Below are 14745 nucleotides of genomic sequence, written 5' to 3' on the forward strand. Positions count from 1 at the left end.
AGATTGACCATAAACATGGGTAACGGTCGGGGGGAAATCCACCGCCAAAACGCAAATGTCTCGAAGAGTTGAGCGACGCGCCGCATGGAGGCCTGCCGGGGACGGCGGCCAAAGATGTTCACGCCCCCTTGCGCGGGCCCGCGCCTGCCGCTATTCCACCGCTTCACGACCCCCATGAAGCGCGGAGAGGTGCCGGAGTGGTCGAACGGGGCGGTCTCGAAAACCGTTGTGGGTGCAAGCCTACCCAGGGTTCGAATCCCTGTCTCTCCGCCACAAAATCCTGACTTTATTATGATTTTATGATTTTTTTGGGTCGCCCCCCGCGCTAATCGGATTGTCCGAAGTCGGTCGCGCAAGCCTACGCCTTGTCCGTTGTGAAACTGGTCGGGGAAGCGCCGACCGGTGCAAGCCTTCAACCTTCTTGCCAATCTGGGCCCGCCGCACCGTTGGGAAAATGCGGTTTGAAACTTGCCAGCCGATCATCAAGCTGACGCTTCAGGTAAGACATCGTCGCCGTGTCTTTCCGCGTCAATCGGCTTTGTGCAAGCTGACATGTGCCCCATCTCTGTTCTTCGTTTCACGGAACAGAGCAGAGGACCGCTCAACTGGCGGAGGATCAAGTGGTGGGGGAGGAATGTCCGATTATGAAAGCTCGGTAACGAAATCCCACCGATCGCCTCGGAAGGTCGACCGCGTGAACTCCACGGCGCGCTCTCTGCAATAGCCGATGCGAGTGATGAGCAGGCCCGGCGCGCCCGGCGTCACCTCGAGCAGCTTGGCCATGGCGGGGTCGATGGCAACGGCGGTCAGGCGTTGGACAGCGCGGACAGGGCGCATGCCCCGTCTGTCCATCGTCTCATAGAGCGAATCCGACACAAGTTCGGGGGTTGCGAGAGCATCGGCGACAACTGTCGTCGCCTCCACGGCAAGCGGCTGCCCGTCAGCAGACCTGAGCCGTTTGATCCGCGTCACCGGCGAACTCGGTCCGAGGCCGAGGGCGATAACCTCTTCCGGGCTCGCTCGGCCGACGCTGCTGGAAATCACGCGCGAGTTGCCGGTCATACCCCGGGCAGCGAGGTCCTCGGAAAAGCTCGTCAGCACCGACAGCGGCTGCGAGAAGCGTCGCGCAACGAAAGTCCCGGCGCCGCGCCGCTGTTCGACGAGACCGCGCTGCCGCAGTTCCTCGATCGCTCGACGCGCCGTGACGCGGCTGACGCCATGCATCTCGGCCAGCGCACGTTCAGCAGGAAGCGCCGTGCCCGGAGCGAGTTCGTCGCTCTCGATCTGGCGAACGAGCATTTCGGCCAGGCGGCGGTAGCGCGCCTGCTTGGGTATAACGGCCTCGGTCACATTACGGCCTCCAATGGCAGGTGGTCCTCACTGCGCCAGCCGTGCGCCGCCATGATCTGTAGCCCGTCGAGAGCATTGCCCTTTGCCGGTATGACGCGTGCCTTCAGATCGGGCGGCAGCCGGGACGCAACGACACGTGCCAGACCACCCAGAAGCGCGATAGGCTGGCCCGTGTCGACGGCCCTTACCGCAATGGCCAGTTCCTCTACCGCCTGGGCGAGCAGCTCGCGGGCAACCCTATCGCCAGCTTCCGCCTCGGTCACGATCAGCGGCACCAGCGAGGCGAACCGGGTGGCGTCTGCATCGGCGAGCCAGAGTTGTATGGCATTGAAATCACGCCCGACCTCAAGCCGGAGTTGATTGAAGAGCGAACTGGGCTCCGGATGTCGTCCGTCGAGATGCCGGGCCAGGAGGGCCACGGCACGGTTGCCGAGCCAGCCTCCACTGCCTTCGTCGCCGATCTTGTAGCCCCAGGCGCTGGACGAGACGACCGTACCATCGGCCCGGAGCGCGAAGGCGGCGACACCTGTGCCGACCGCAAGAACGATCCCGGGCAACCCGGCATGGGCACCCACGAGCGAGGCAACTCCGTCCGTGACGATCACGATCTCCGCCATGCCGAAAGGGTCGGAATCCCGGAACGCGGCCTGCTTCTGTGGCGAGCGGCCACCTGCGAACCCGCACCAAAGCCGTGCGCCGGCGACCGGGCGCGCTGTCATCTCCGAGAGCGTTTCAAGGCCTGAGCTTACACTCCGCCAAGCCTTGTCTACGCCGTAGGTCAGGTTCGAGGGACCTGAGGTCGCTTCGGCCAACACCCCCCCATCGGCATCCACGGCGCGCAGCCGCGAGCCGGAGCCCCCGCCGTCGATCACGACCAGTGGTATGGGGTTTTTCATGCGGAACCGATCCTCTCGGGTAGCGGCAAAGCCTCGCTCCAAACCTAGTCAGGCAGAGGTACCAAGACAATACCAGACATCATATTGGTATCATAAAATCATAAATTGGTCTTGCTATTGGTATTAATTATGGCAACCTGAATTCCGATGCGAGTCGCTATGCTTCCCGATCTCAATGACACGGGGCGCGGAGGTCCGCAGACAATATCCCTGCGGGCATCTGGCACGCGCCGTCTCCGGCCGTGTATCTTGCAGGCCATGCCGGGCGAAAACAACAGTGGAGAGCGAAATGAAGCACATGATGAAGATGACTACGGCCACAGTGGCCCTTTGCTTCGCCAGTGGCGGCGTGCTGGCACAGGACGCAACGTTGACGATCGAGAGCTGGCGCGCCGAGGATCAGGCGATCTGGGACGATGTCCTGATTCCCGCATTCGAGGCCAGCCACCCTGGCATCCAGGTCGACTTCGCGCCAACCGCCCCGACAGAATACAATGCGGCGCTCAACGCCCGGCTCGACGGCGGCACCGCGGGTGATCTCATCGTCTGCCGGCCCTTTGACGGCTCTCTCGCGCTTTATCAGCGCGGTCATCTCGCTGACATCTCCGACCTTGACGGTCTCGACAACTTCCCCGACTTCGCCAAGGCGGCCTGGCAGACTGATGATGCCAGCGCCAGCTTCTGCGTGCCGATGGCCTCCGTGATCCACGGCTTCATCTACAACGCCGACGCTTTCGCTGAGCTTGGCATCGAAGAGCCCGGCACGGTGGAAGAGTTCTTCGCCGTTCTCGACACGATTCAGCAGGACGGCACGTATACGCCGCTTGCCATCGGCTCGGCTGACCAGTGGGAAGCCGCAACCATGGCCTACACCAACATCGGTCCGACCTACTGGAACGGCGAGGAAGGCCGCCAGGCGCTGATTGACGGCAGCGCAAAGTTCACCGACCCCCAGTATGTCCGTCCCTTCGAGGTGATGGAGCGGTGGGCCGACTACATGGGCCGCGCTTTCCAGGCTCAGGGTTACACCGACAGCCAGAACCTCTTCACTCTCGGTCGCGCCGCGATCTATCCAACCGGCTCGTGGGAGATCGGCGGCTTCAACGACCAGGCGTTTTTCGAGATGGGAGCCTTCCCGCCGCCGGTCGAGGCCGAGGGCGACACCTGCTACATCTCCGATCACACCGACATCGGCATCGGCATGAACACCGCAACCGACAATCCCGAGGCCGCGCGTGCCTTCCTCGAATGGATCGCAAGTGCCGAGTTCGCGCAGCTCTATACCAACGCGCTTCCGGGCTTCTTCTCTCTTTCGAACGCCCAGTTTGAGGTGGAGGATCCGCTGGCCCAGGAAATGATCTCCTGGCGGGAGGAATGTGAGAGCACGATCCGCGTTGCCCACCAGATCCTGTCCCGGGGAGAGCCCAACACCTGGAACAACATGTGGACTGTCAGCGCCAACGTCTTCAACGACGCTGCAACACCCGCAGAGGCTGCAGCAGCGCTGCAGCAGGGTCTCGAAGCCTGGTACGAGCCACAGCAGAACTGATCCCTGTTCCCCGCGCCTTCGCATCCGTGCGAAGGCGCGGCCGGGACGGTGCGCGGCAAGGGAGGGTGGACCGTGTCCGAGGCTACGACAGAACAGGAGAAAACCGCGCGCGAGGCCAAACCGCCCAAGCGCAGGAAGCGCCGCGTCGGTGGTGGATGGCACATCTTCGTATTCATAGCCCCAGCGGTGCTGATCTACACGATCTTCTCGATCTATCCGCTGGTTGAAAGCCTCAGGCTCAGCCTCTTCGACGGGCTCGATGATGGCAGCGCGGTCTGGAACGGCCTAGGCAACTACGTCACTCTCCTCTTCAATCCGACCTGGGCCACGCAGTTCTGGAACGCACTTTGGAACAACCTGATCCTGTTCTTTATCCACATGGTCGTGCAGAATCCGATCGGCCTCCTGCTCGCCGCGCTGCTCAGCCTTGCGCCCCGTTTCGGTTCCACCTACCGGACGCTGATCTTCATCCCCACGCTGCTCTCGGTCGTCGTCGTCGGCTTCATCTGGGAGCTTATCCTGTCGCCTCTCTGGGGAGTGTCCGAGACGCTTCTCGGTGCCGTTGGTCTCGCCTGGCTATACCAGCCCTGGCTGGGGCTTGAGTCCACCGCGCTCACAACCGTCTCACTCATCTCGGTCTGGCAATATGTCGGCATTCCGATGATGCTGATCTACGCGGCGCTTCTGTCCATCCCGGACGAACTGATCGACGCCGCCCGTGTGGATGGTCTGAACGGCTGGTGGATTTTCTGGAAGGTGAAGCTGCCGCTTATCCTTCCAACACTCGGCATTGTCGCGATCCTCACCTATATCGGCAACTTCACGGCCAGCTTCGACCTGATCTATTCGATACAGGGTGCGCTTGGTGCGCCGAACTACTCCACCGACGTCATGGGTACGCTTCTGTTCCGGACCTTCTTCGGCCAGCAGCTTCAGATCGGCGACATCCACATGGGTGCCACGATCGCCAGCATGATGTTCTTCATTATCCTCATCGGCGTAACGATCTACCTCGTCCTCGTTCAGCGCCGACTGCAACGCTACGAGATGTGAGGGGGTCCGAATGACCAACATCGCAAGCACCGGGCGCGCACGCGCCGGCCGCGCACGGGGCCTCTCCACCAAGGCCGCCGTCCACACGGTCCTGCTGGGCTACACGATCATCGCGATCTTCCCCGTGATCCTTGTGATCCTGAACTCCTTCAAGAATCGCCGCGGGATCTTCTCCGACCCGCTCGGCCTGCCGCGGGGCGAAACCTTCAGCATGGAGGGATACGCCACGGTCCTGACGCAGGGCGACTTCGCGACCTATTTTGCGAACTCCATCATCGTCACGGTTTCGGCCCTGTTCCTGATCCTGCTATTGGGCGCTATGGCCGCACACGCGCTGGCCGAATACCGGTTCAGGCTTAACACGCTTCTGGGCATCTACCTGATCCTCGGGATCATGGTGCCGATCCGGCTCGGGACGGTCGCGATTCTCGAACTGATGGTCGATCTCAACCTCGTCAACACATTGCTCGCACTCATCCTCGTCTACACAGCGCAGGGTCTGCCGGTGGCGGTTTTCATCCTGACCGAGTTCATGCGAACCCTGTCACGCGACATCAAGGACTGCGCGCGGGTCGACGGGCTCAGCGAGTACCGGATCTTCTTCGAGGTCGTGGTGCCGCTTATCCGGCCGGTTCTCGCAACAGTTGCCGTCTTCTCGATGATCCCGATCTGGAACGACCTTTGGTTTCCGCTCATCCTCGCCTCGGGGGACGCGACCAAGACGGTCACGCTCGGGGTGCAACAGTTCATCGGACAGTACACGGTCAACTGGAGCGCGGTGCTGGCCTCCCTCTCGATCGCCATCCTTCCCGTTCTGGGGCTGTATGCTCTGTTCTCCCGCCAGCTCATCGCTGGCATCACCTCCGGCGCCGTAAAGGGCTGAACCAAGTTTCGAAGTGGTTACAGGCATGTCCGATCTTGTTCTCAAAGACGTCCGCAAGGCTTATGGCGAGGCCCGGGTGATCCATGGCATCGACCTTGACATCCGTGACGGAGAGTTCGTCGTCTTCGTTGGTCCCTCAGGTTGTGGTAAATCTACGCTCCTGCGCATGATTGCGGGGCTGGAGACCGTCACCGGAGGCGATGTCATCATCGGCGGCGAGAAGGTAAACGACATCGTGCCTGCCGACCGCGGTATCGCAATGGTCTTCCAGTCCTATGCGCTCTATCCACACAAGGACGTCTACGGCAACATGGCCTTCGCCCTTCGCCACGCCGGCGAAGACAAGGCCGTGATCGACGAGCGTGTGAAGAAAGCCGCCGAGATCCTCGGGCTAGAGGCGCTACTCAAACGCAAGCCGAAGGAACTGTCGGGCGGTCAGCGCCAGCGCGTTGCCATCGGTCGCGCCATTGTCCGCGATCCGGAGATCTTCCTTTTCGACGAGCCGCTATCGAACCTCGACGCCGCCCTTCGGGTGCAGATGCGCGTCGAAATCCTGCGTCTGCACCAGCGTCTCAAGACGACGATGATCTACGTCACCCATGACCAGGTCGAAGCCATGACGCTCGCCGACCGGATCGTGGTACTTCGGGACGGACGGGTGGAACAGGTGGGGACGCCGCTGGAACTATACCATCACCCCTGCAACCGGTTCGTGGCAGGCTTCATCGGTTCGCCAAAGATGAACTTCCTTGCGATCGATCCCATCGACGATGGCAGACGCGTGAGATACCGCCAGAGCGCCCCGATCGACCTGCACGTCAAGACGCGTAGCGGTGCCGTCCCGACCGAGATCGGCATTCGTCCCGAACATGTCAGACTGGTCGAACCGGGAAAGGGTGCCTTTGACGGAACCGTGTTCGTGGTCGAGCGCCTCGGGGGCGAGACCTTCCTTCATGTAGACTTCGGGCACGAGGAGCCTTTCGTGGTGAAGGCCGACGGTGGTGTTCAGCTTCGAAGCGGCGATGTCGTCGGTCTCGTTTTCCCGGCCGAAACCTTGCACCTGTTCGATGCAGAAGGGGTTGCTTTCGAGCAAACAGAACGCCACGCCCTGCTCGGCTGATGCCTCCAGAAACGGCAGCGACCCGCCCCTCTGAGACTGTATGAAAGAGTTCTTCGAGGTCGATCTTGAGCAACCAGGAGCATCTGCCATGCTCCGCCGCCGCTTCACGGGGCCGACACTCCGAACGCAACGCGCAACTGGCGGCATGCGGGCGGATGAATTACGGGATGTTGTCGACGATCCATCTCCGGAGGCTCATCAACGTCCCATTCGGTACAATGTGCTGCCCCGATGGATGCAGCGGCATCACCCACCCATCCGGCAAAGGGGCGTTGCCAAGGGCCATACAAGACCCCGGGATCGCCTCACATGCCCCCCGATTTCGCCTGATCGATCATCTCGACGACACGCATCCGCACACCTGCCGGGATTGCGCCGTGATCGAGCCTCAGGAATCCCGTTACAATCAGATTGCGCGCGGTGTCCTCATCAAGGCCCGTGGCCATCAAGTAATCGAGCTTATCGCTGTCGATCATGCCGACGCTGGCCTCATGGCTCAACATCGCGCCCTCGGCCCGTGCCCGCAGGGACGGCACGGCCATGATCTCGCCGGTATCCGACAGTTTCAGCCCGTCGCAGCCCAGAAACCCGTTCGTGCCCGCCGCATCGCCAACCAGCATCGCGCTGTTCACGATCCGCCCCCCGACCGAGACCATGCGCGCCACATCCTCGGACCGCGCCCCCTCCCCCGCCAGATGGGTTTCCGTCTCGATGACCCGCTCCGTGCCTTCGGGGGCGAAGACGATGGCCTGGCTGACGGCGTTGGTGTCGGCAGCCAGGATCGTGTGCGACCGGCTCAGGTGATGCGCGAGCGGGGCCATCATGATCGCCGTGGACCGTCTGCGCGCACCCTCCTCCAGATGGGCATAGCCGTAGGAATAGACATCCATGGCCGCGCCCCAATGCTCGATCGTCACCGAACTGCAGGACGCGCCCTTGCGCATGTAGCTTTCGCTGATCGAGATATGCCGCCCCTTGTGGACCGACCCCGGCACCGCCGCGCCCGAGATCATCTCGACCTCCGCACCCTCGTCGATCAGCGTGACGTCGTGGGTGAACTGGCGGCCCTGCGGCGTTTCCAACAGGGTGAAGCACTGGACCGGCAAGCGGACCTTGGCTCCGGGTTTCACCCAGACGAAATGGCCAAGCGGGTCGTGCATGTGCTCGGCCACCATGGCGATATGCTCGTTTTCGTCCGGGGAGACGAGGCCGAACATCAGGTCCTGCACAAAATCGTAGGTCCTCAGCGCCTCGGACAAGGGCAGGATTTCGACACCGAGATCGTTCGACAACGCCATCCGCATCTCGCGGTCGGCCAGAACGCTCGTTGCCGCGCGTGCCGAGGGGTCGTCGAAACCGACATCGTGCAGGATGTCGCGTTCCTCGTTGCTCAATTGTGCCTTGTCTTGCGTCCTGATCGTCATCGTTGCCTCCATGTGTCCGGGTTCCCTGGCATCAGGCGGGAACGCTGTAACCATCGGTCTGGATATGAGCGAAAAGCGCTTGCGGATCGCCCGAATGCAGGATGCGCCCGTCTTTCATGATATGGGCCCGGTCAGCCTTCACGTGGTTCAGGATCAGGCCGGTGTGGGTGATGACCAGCCCGGAACAGGTCCGCCCCTCCCTGTCGGGGCTGCGCACGGCGTGCGCGATGGCCTCACCCACCGCGATGACATGTTCCAGATCCACCCCGCTTTCAGGCTCGTCGAAGAGCAGAAGCCTCGGATCCTGAAGCACCAGCTTCAGGACTTCCCAACGTTTGATCTCGCCGCCCGAAAATCCGACATTCATGTCGCGGCCCAGAAACGCGGTGAGATCCAGCGCGGCGGCCTCCGTCTCCAACCGGTCCTCCGCGCCGATGGCGGCAGCGAAGCTCCTGAGGGTGACACCTTCCAGGCTGGGCGGGCGCTGATAGGCAAGCCCGATGCCAAGCCGCGCGCGCGCCTCCAGCGGGAGCGACTGGATGGGCGCGCCGTCAAAAAGGATCTCTCCCGCAACGATCCGATAGGGCGGCAGACCGAGGATCGTCGCAAGCAGGCTGGATTTCCCCGATCCATTCGGGCCGAGAAGGACGTGCAATTCTCCCTCCGGCAGGGTCAGGTCGATATCCGCGAGAACCTCCACATCGTCGATCGCCACGGTCAGGTTTCTGATTTCGAGCATGACACACCTCCTTTCTTTGCATATGTCGCCATGGTCTGGTGCGGGACACGAGGGGCCGGGGCGACACGGTGCAGGATGCAAGCGCACCTCACGGCGTTCCGGCCGTCTCTGCCACGGGGGCGACGCCGACGATCCGGGCGGCGCATTCATCTTGCGGCGAGAAGCCCGGCCCGAACCGGCAAGCCCCGACGATGAAGACATATTCCGTGGCCTCGTCGCACGGCGCATGGGGCGCCTCGAACAGGGCGCTGCCGCTTTCGCGCGGGGCGAGGTTCAGAAAGGACATGCCACGGCTGCGCCCCACCTGCTCGCCGTCCTTCATGGAGGCCACGAAACCGTTTATTTCGGTCAGGGTCTCGTCGCTTTCGTTGGTCATCCTCAGGGTCACGCCGCAATAATACTCGCGGAAACTGGTGCCCTCGAACTCAAGCCGGTAGGACGGCTGCGGCGGGATGGCGTCGGTCGCTACGGTAAACCCCGGGGCGTCCAGAGGCTGGACGATGTCGGGCTCGCGCGTACCCCATTGAAGGACAAGGTCGGGGTCAACCGTCAAAAGCGCCTCGGCATTCGGCATGAACCCCTCGCCAACGATATCGGAAGGGATGTCCCGCAGGCCCGGAAACCTCTCCCCGTGGATCCCCTCCACGATGGCGGTCTGCGAAAGCCTGTGCATGGACACCATGGGCTCCGGCGTGCCGGTCACGGCCACGGCCATCGAAGCGGCGGAGATCGGGATCGTCGCCAGCCGCTCGGACAGCCCCGGCAACGAGACGTCGTGCCCGAGCTGGCCGGTGAAGGTGATCTCGTCGGCAAGTGCTGGCCATGCAGTCGCAAGGCCAAGGAAAAATGGCAGGAGAAGTCGGCTATGTCGGCGTGGCATCTGAAGCCTCCTTGTCACGAAAATGGGGGCGAGTCAGCTGCCGGGCCGGTTGCTGCACCAATCCTGATAAAAATAATCTTCTATTGCAATCCCAAGACTCGCACAGCAGGGGCCTGCGCCCGTAGGCACCTGAGACGGCGGGCATGCAAACCAGTGCGCACTGCAAATCCGGAAGCATTCCGATGGCCACACTGCCCGGGCGCATCGGCGCAGCATACGCGGATGTATGAGGATCTAGTCCAGACGATCCCTTTCACTGAATTTGCGATGGCCGCTTAGGTGGCGCCCTACCACTCTCTTCGGATTGGGGCTGCCCTGATTGCGGCGGTCAAATCAGGGTGTCCTGAACCGATCTGCCCCCTGCCCCCCCCGCTATCCCGTAGCGACCCAACCGGGCATGGCGAAGACGACTTTCGTAATCAGCCGGTTGAACTCCGCCGCTTCTTGCGGGTCGAGCGGGGCCAGCATCTCGGCCTGTCTCTCGTGGAAAAGCGGCAGCACCTCGGCCAGCAGCGCGCGTCCCTTGACGGTCAGCGTCAGTGGCTTGGCGCGTTTGTCGGCGGTATCAGTGTCGCGCCCGATGAGACCCTTTTCCTCAAGCTCGGTCACAGCCCGACTGATCGAGTTCTTGGGCAGCCCCGTCACAAGACAGATGTCGCGCGCCACCAGCCCGTCTTGATGGCAGAGACTGAACAGGATCACGAAGCCCGGGCGCGACAGCCCGAACCGGTCCTGAAGCTCGGCATAGATCGGGCCGGTAAAGAAGTTCGCCAGAAAGCTCACCCGCCAGATGGGCGACAGATCGGTGTCCATAAGCATCGTCAGCGACAGCCGGCCGAACCGGTCAGCCATCGCCCGCGCCGCATCGAAGCCTGAGTCGTTGCCCTTGGTCATGCCGCACCCTAGCCCAACCCGGTCCCATTTGGAACTTTACAAAAGGTTCCATACGGAACTATAAAATCATTTACAAGCGTTTGAGTCGTATTGTCTCCAACGCCGAGGGGAGGAAAGAGATGACCAAGATGACCGCACTGGCCAGCGCGATTGCGCTTGGCCTTTCCGCAACAGCATCGTTGGCGCAGGAGTTGCGCGCCGTGGGTGCATTTCCGGAGAATTTCGTGTTCACCCGCGAAGTGGCGCAACCCTTCGCCGATCTGGTCGCCGAGGAATCGGGCGGCAGCGTGACGATCTCCTTCACCGGGCCCGATGCGGTGCCACCGCTGGAACAGTTCGAACCGACACAGGCCGGCGTGTTCGACCTGCTCTTCACGCATCCGGCCTATCACGCCGGCACTACCTCGGTCGGGCTGGCGGTCGACGCGATCGGCGCCGATCCGGCCGCGCGGCGCGCGGCGGGGATCATCGATTTCATCGATGCGCACTATCAGGCATTGCATGGGATGAAACTGCTCTCGGCCCCTCCCACCGGGTCGGTTGGCTTCCGCTATTACCTCCGCGAACCGATTTTCGGAACACCGCCATTCGACGGCCGCAACATCCGTGGGACGGTCTCCTATCATCCGATGATCGAAGCCCTTGGCGGGGCGGGCGTGGTTATGGGCGGTGGCGAGGTCTACTCGGCCCTTCAGACCGGCACCATCGACGGCGCAGCCTGGGGCCTGACCGGCGCGTTGGATTTCAACTGGCACGAGGTCGCGGGCTACATGACCGAACCCGGTTTCGGACAGGTGGGACTGATGATGTTCATGAACCTGGACGCCTGGAACGGACTCGATGCCGAGGCGCAGGCCGCCATCGAACGTGCCGCGATCCGGTTGGAGACCGACAGCGTTGCACGCTTCGACCTGCTGGCGGCCGACGAACGCGCGGCCCTTCTGGAACTTGGCATGCAGGTAACCGACTTCGCACCCGAGGACGCCGCTCAATTGGATGCGCTCTGGGCTTCGGGTGTGTGGGCCGTTGCCGAAGGCGCCTCGCCCGAGGCTATTGCGGAGTTGAGATCGCTGGCCCAAGCCGCCAATCTGTCCGACTGACATGCGCCGCCTCGGCGACCTGCATGACGCGACTTCTCGCTGGTTGTTCGCTCTGGCGGGGGGCGCTCTGGTGGCGGCGGTCTCTCTCTATGTCTTCGAGGTCATCATGCGCTACGGGCTGGGCGCGCCGACGACGTGGTCGGGCGAGGCGGTGCAGTATGCGCTGGCCGCCATGATATTCTGCGCCCTGCCCGACATCACGCGCCGCAATGCCCATGTGGCCATCGACATCATCCCCGATGCGCTGCCCGTCGGCCCGGCAATCTGGCTTGGCCGTTTCAATGCAATGCTCGGCGCGGTGGCCTGCGGAGTGACCGGCTGGATCGTTGCGGGCGAAGCAATCAGGCAGTTCGAGCGCGGCCTGATGACAAATGCTGCCAACCCGATCCCGCGCTGGTGGATCACCACCGTGATCGCCGTGGGCTTCGCCTCGGCTGCGGCGCATTTCCTGCGCCAGATCGCCGGGCGCCGGCAATGAGCTGGGCCGCCCTCCTGATCCTCGCCATCGGGCTTTTGCTGGTGATTCTCTTTTCCGGCGCGCGGATCTTCGTGGGCTTTCTTCTGCTCAACATCCTGGGCGTTCTCGTGCTGATCGGGCCGAGGGGCTTCGGCATGTTCTCCAACTCGATCTTCGAAACCGCCACCTCCTCAACGCTGGTGACCGTGGCGCTTTTCGTGCTGATGGGAGAGATCCTGTTCCGCTCCGGTACAGTGGATGTGCTGTTTTCAAGCATAGACAGGCTGATCGGGCGGCTTCGCGGCCGGCTTTATGTCGTTACCATCGCGCTATCGACCGTCTTTGGTGCGCTTTCGGGATCGGCGGTAGCCGTGGCGGCGATGCTTGGCCGGTCGGTCCTGCCGCTGATGGCCGCGCGCGGCTATGCGTCCCGTACCTCCGCGACGACGATCCTGGCAGGCGCAAGCCTTGCGCCGATCATTCCGCCAAGCCTTCTGGCCATCATTGTCGGCTCGCTTGCGGATGCGTCAATCGCCGGGCTTCTGGTCGCCGGCATCATCCCCGGGCTGCTCTTTGCCACGCTGACCCTTGCCTGGGTCTATCTCCGCGGCGGCCCGATGCCGGAGGCGGACATCACGCAGGCGGAAACGCCGGTCTGGCGCGCGGTTCTCGCCATGGCGCCGTTCCTCATCGTCGTCTTCTCGGTGATGGGGCTGATCCTGCTCGGGGTCGCCTCGCCATCGGAATCCGCGGCAACCGGTGTGGTGGGTGCCATGGTGGTGGCCGCGATCTTCGGACGGCTCGACTGGATCATGCTGCGCGAGGCTGTGGCAAGTGCCGTCACGATCTCGGTCGTCATCCTGATCATTGTCGCCTCGGCCAAGCTGTTCAGTCAATTGCTGTCTTTCACAGGCGCAACCAGAGGCCTTGTCACGCTCATCGCCGAGCTGGGATGGAGCCCTGCGATGACGTTCCTTCTGATGATGGCGATCCCGTTCCTGCTGTGCATGTTCATCGACCAGATCGCCTTCATGCTGCTGGCGATCCCGATCTACCAGCCGATCGTCGCGGCAATGGGGTTCGATCCGATCTGGTTCTGGACGATCTTCCTGATCAACCTGACAGTCGGCAGCCTGACGCCCCCTTTCGGCTACACGCTATTTGCCCTGAAAGGTGCGGCCGACGGGATGAGTACGGCACAGGTCTTCCGCGCAGCCTGGCCCGTGGTCGGCATCTTCCTGACCGGGTTGGCGATACTCTGGGCCGTCCCCGACCTCGTCACCGCGATCCCGAGGGCCCTGCAGTGACCTGGCGCGACCACGACACCGCGGCGTCCCACTTTATCGCCTCGTCGGATGAGCCCGGTCTCAGACTGCACATCCGCGCCCATGGGGACGATCCGGCCCGTGCGCCCGTGCTGTTCGTTCATGGCGCGACCTATGCCAGCCGCCTTTACGACATCCCGCACCCGGGGGCGAGCTGGCTAAAGGCGACGGCGGAGGCGGGCTTTGCGGCCTACGCGCTCGATATCCGCGGCTATGGACTGTCGCATTCACCGGTGTTCGAGACGGCGGGGAAACCTTATGCGCGTGCATCCAAGGCGATCCGCGACATCGACGATGCCGTCGCCTGGATCTGCGCGCGCCATGCGGTCGAGAGCACTCGCCTGATCGGCGGGTCCTGGGGCTCGATCACCACGGCCCTCTACACTTCGACAATCGGCGCCGCGCGGGTCGAACGTCTCGTCCTCTATGCGCCGATCTTTGCCGAGGTCAATGCGGGCTGGCTGACGATCCTTGCCGACCCGAACGACCCGGCCAGGGTGGACCCGCGCCACGGCGCCGCGCGGCTGGTGACCGAGGCCGCCACGCGCGAACGTTGGGATGCGGAGATGCCGGATGGGGCAAATTGGCGGGATGAAGCCGTCTTTCAGGCGCTGGTACAGGCGTCACTTGCCGATGATCCTCACTCCGCTCACCATAATCCGCCCGCCTTCCGTGCGCCCAATGGTACCTTTCTCGACCTGTGGGAGGCTTTCAACGGACGCCGGCTTTATGATCCGAAAGATGTGAACTGCCCCACCCTCCTGATCCGTGGCGGCGCCGATCCGACATCGACCCGGACCGATGCCCTCAGGCTCTTCGACGGGCTCGGAAGCGCGGATAGGCAATATGTCGAAATCGCAAACGGCGCTCATTTCGCCAGCGCCGAAAAGCGCGCGCATCGTGTGTTCCGGGCAGTCAACGCGTTCCTCACATGAGCACCAGCCGCCTTGTCTGCTATAGCGCCGCAATGCTCACTTTGAGCCGCAGTGAACGATACTGCGGGCCGCATGAATGTCTGGAAATGCGAACCCAAATCTATTGCCGCGCTATGCCCGATGCAGACCTCAGACAGGAA

General features: G+C 62.9%; 14 protein-coding genes and 1 tRNA gene. 9 read left to right on the forward strand and 6 right to left on the reverse strand.

Translation table 11 applies throughout. The annotated features are described in order from the left end of the window. Positions 1 to 183: 183 nt before the first annotated feature. Positions 184 to 273 (forward strand) — tRNA-Ser (locus D9R08_RS14020). A 369-nt stretch (positions 274 to 642) separates the two neighbouring features. On the opposite strand, the gene D9R08_RS14025 is transcribed toward D9R08_RS14020, so the two are convergent. Continuing rightward, positions 643 to 1350: a GntR family transcriptional regulator gene (locus D9R08_RS14025; protein ID WP_121898694.1), complete on the reverse strand. Its 708-nt coding sequence runs from the start codon at positions 1348 to 1350 to the stop codon at positions 643 to 645. After that, the gene (locus D9R08_RS14030; RefSeq protein WP_121898695.1) at positions 1347 to 2246 is read right to left on the reverse strand and encodes a BadF/BadG/BcrA/BcrD ATPase family protein; all 900 of its coding nucleotides are present in this window, start codon (positions 2244 to 2246) and stop codon (positions 1347 to 1349) included. Before D9R08_RS14030 ends, D9R08_RS14025 begins: the two co-directional genes overlap by 4 nt. A 298-nt stretch (positions 2247 to 2544) precedes the next feature. Between D9R08_RS14030 and D9R08_RS14035 the strand changes: the two genes are divergently transcribed. From D9R08_RS14035 to D9R08_RS14050, 4 genes are all read left to right on the forward strand, one after another. Continuing rightward, positions 2545 to 3795 carry an ABC transporter substrate-binding protein gene (locus D9R08_RS14035; RefSeq protein ID WP_199709384.1) on the forward strand — a complete coding sequence of 417 codons (1251 nt, stop codon included), beginning with the start codon at positions 2545 to 2547 and terminating at the stop codon, positions 3793 to 3795. A 162-nt stretch (positions 3796 to 3957) separates the two neighbouring features. Further along, positions 3958 to 4848, forward strand: a complete 891-nt coding sequence (locus tag D9R08_RS14040) for a carbohydrate ABC transporter permease (protein ID WP_233557495.1) — start codon at positions 3958 to 3960, stop codon at positions 4846 to 4848. Between the two features lie 10 nt (positions 4849 to 4858). Then, positions 4859 to 5731 (forward strand): carbohydrate ABC transporter permease, encoded by an 873-nt coding sequence (locus D9R08_RS14045; RefSeq protein WP_121898696.1) that lies wholly within the window; start codon positions 4859 to 4861, stop codon positions 5729 to 5731. A gap of 25 nt (positions 5732 to 5756) precedes the next feature. Next, complete coding sequence (locus tag D9R08_RS14050; RefSeq protein WP_121898697.1) at positions 5757 to 6851, forward strand: ABC transporter ATP-binding protein; 1095 nt, start codon at positions 5757 to 5759, stop codon at positions 6849 to 6851. A gap of 305 nt (positions 6852 to 7156) precedes the next feature. Here the strand turns inward: D9R08_RS14050 and D9R08_RS14055 are convergent, their stop codons facing one another. From D9R08_RS14055 to D9R08_RS14070, 4 genes are all read right to left on the reverse strand, one after another. Then, positions 7157 to 8275 carry a SufD family Fe-S cluster assembly protein gene (locus D9R08_RS14055; RefSeq protein ID WP_121898857.1) on the reverse strand — a complete coding sequence of 373 codons (1119 nt, stop codon included), beginning with the start codon at positions 8273 to 8275 and terminating at the stop codon, positions 7157 to 7159. Between the two features lie 31 nt (positions 8276 to 8306). Then, positions 8307 to 9014: an ABC transporter ATP-binding protein gene (locus D9R08_RS14060; protein ID WP_121898698.1), complete on the reverse strand. Its 708-nt coding sequence runs from the start codon at positions 9012 to 9014 to the stop codon at positions 8307 to 8309. An 88-nt stretch (positions 9015 to 9102) separates the two neighbouring features. Next, positions 9103 to 9894: a TroA family protein gene (locus tag D9R08_RS14065; RefSeq protein ID WP_121898699.1), complete on the reverse strand. Its 792-nt coding sequence runs from the start codon at positions 9892 to 9894 to the stop codon at positions 9103 to 9105. Between the two features lie 372 nt (positions 9895 to 10266). Then, positions 10267 to 10788, reverse strand: a complete 522-nt coding sequence (locus D9R08_RS14070) for a MarR family winged helix-turn-helix transcriptional regulator (RefSeq protein WP_121898700.1) — start codon at positions 10786 to 10788, stop codon at positions 10267 to 10269. Positions 10789 to 10907: 119 nt separating this feature from the next. On the opposite strand from D9R08_RS14070, the gene dctP reads away from it, so the two are divergent. Genes dctP through D9R08_RS14090 form a run of 4 tightly spaced genes read left to right on the forward strand, consistent with a single transcriptional unit; the run spans position 10908 to position 14605 of the window. Beyond that, a complete protein-coding gene (gene dctP / locus D9R08_RS14075) occupies positions 10908 to 11888 on the forward strand; it encodes a TRAP transporter substrate-binding protein DctP (protein ID WP_121898701.1) in 981 nt (326 codons plus the stop codon). 1 nt (position 11889) lies between these two features. Beyond that, a complete protein-coding gene (locus tag D9R08_RS14080) occupies positions 11890 to 12366 on the forward strand; it encodes a TRAP transporter small permease (protein WP_121898702.1) in 477 nt (158 codons plus the stop codon). Next, entirely contained in the window at positions 12363 to 13652 is a 1290-nt protein-coding gene (locus tag D9R08_RS14085) for a TRAP transporter large permease (protein ID WP_121898703.1), read from the forward strand. Before D9R08_RS14080 ends, D9R08_RS14085 begins: the two co-directional genes overlap by 4 nt. Next, positions 13649 to 14605, forward strand: a complete 957-nt coding sequence (locus D9R08_RS14090) for an alpha/beta hydrolase (RefSeq protein ID WP_158599003.1) — start codon at positions 13649 to 13651, stop codon at positions 14603 to 14605. The genes D9R08_RS14085 and D9R08_RS14090 overlap by 4 nt, the downstream gene beginning before the upstream one ends. Positions 14606 to 14745: the final 140 nt, after the last annotated feature.

Source organism: Rhodophyticola porphyridii (assembly GCF_003688285.1).
GTDB lineage: Bacteria > Pseudomonadota > Alphaproteobacteria > Rhodobacterales > Rhodobacteraceae > Rhodophyticola > Rhodophyticola porphyridii.

Excerpts from the sequence above, each read along its gene's own strand:
- D9R08_RS14030 (WP_121898695.1), bottom strand. The coding sequence starts at position 2,246 with ATGAAAAACCCCATACCACTGGTCGTGATCGACGGCGGGGGCTCCGGC.
- D9R08_RS14035 (WP_199709384.1), top strand. The coding sequence starts at position 2,545 with ATGATGAAGATGACTACGGCCACAGTGGCCCTTTGCTTCGCCAGTGGC.
- D9R08_RS14045 (WP_121898696.1), top strand. The coding sequence starts at position 4,859 with ATGACCAACATCGCAAGCACCGGGCGCGCACGCGCCGGCCGCGCACGG.
- D9R08_RS14050 (WP_121898697.1), top strand. The coding sequence starts at position 5,757 with ATGTCCGATCTTGTTCTCAAAGACGTCCGCAAGGCTTATGGCGAGGCC.
- D9R08_RS14055 (WP_121898857.1), bottom strand. The coding sequence starts at position 8,275 with ATGACGATCAGGACGCAAGACAAGGCACAATTGAGCAACGAGGAACGC.
- D9R08_RS14060 (WP_121898698.1), bottom strand. The coding sequence starts at position 9,014 with ATGCTCGAAATCAGAAACCTGACCGTGGCGATCGACGATGTGGAGGTT.
- D9R08_RS14065 (WP_121898699.1), bottom strand. The coding sequence starts at position 9,894 with ATGCCACGCCGACATAGCCGACTTCTCCTGCCATTTTTCCTTGGCCTT.
- D9R08_RS14070 (WP_121898700.1), bottom strand. The coding sequence starts at position 10,788 with ATGACCAAGGGCAACGACTCAGGCTTCGATGCGGCGCGGGCGATGGCT.
- dctP (WP_121898701.1), top strand. The coding sequence starts at position 10,908 with ATGACCAAGATGACCGCACTGGCCAGCGCGATTGCGCTTGGCCTTTCC.
- D9R08_RS14080 (WP_121898702.1), top strand. The coding sequence starts at position 11,890 with ATGCGCCGCCTCGGCGACCTGCATGACGCGACTTCTCGCTGGTTGTTC.
- D9R08_RS14085 (WP_121898703.1), top strand. The coding sequence starts at position 12,363 with ATGAGCTGGGCCGCCCTCCTGATCCTCGCCATCGGGCTTTTGCTGGTG.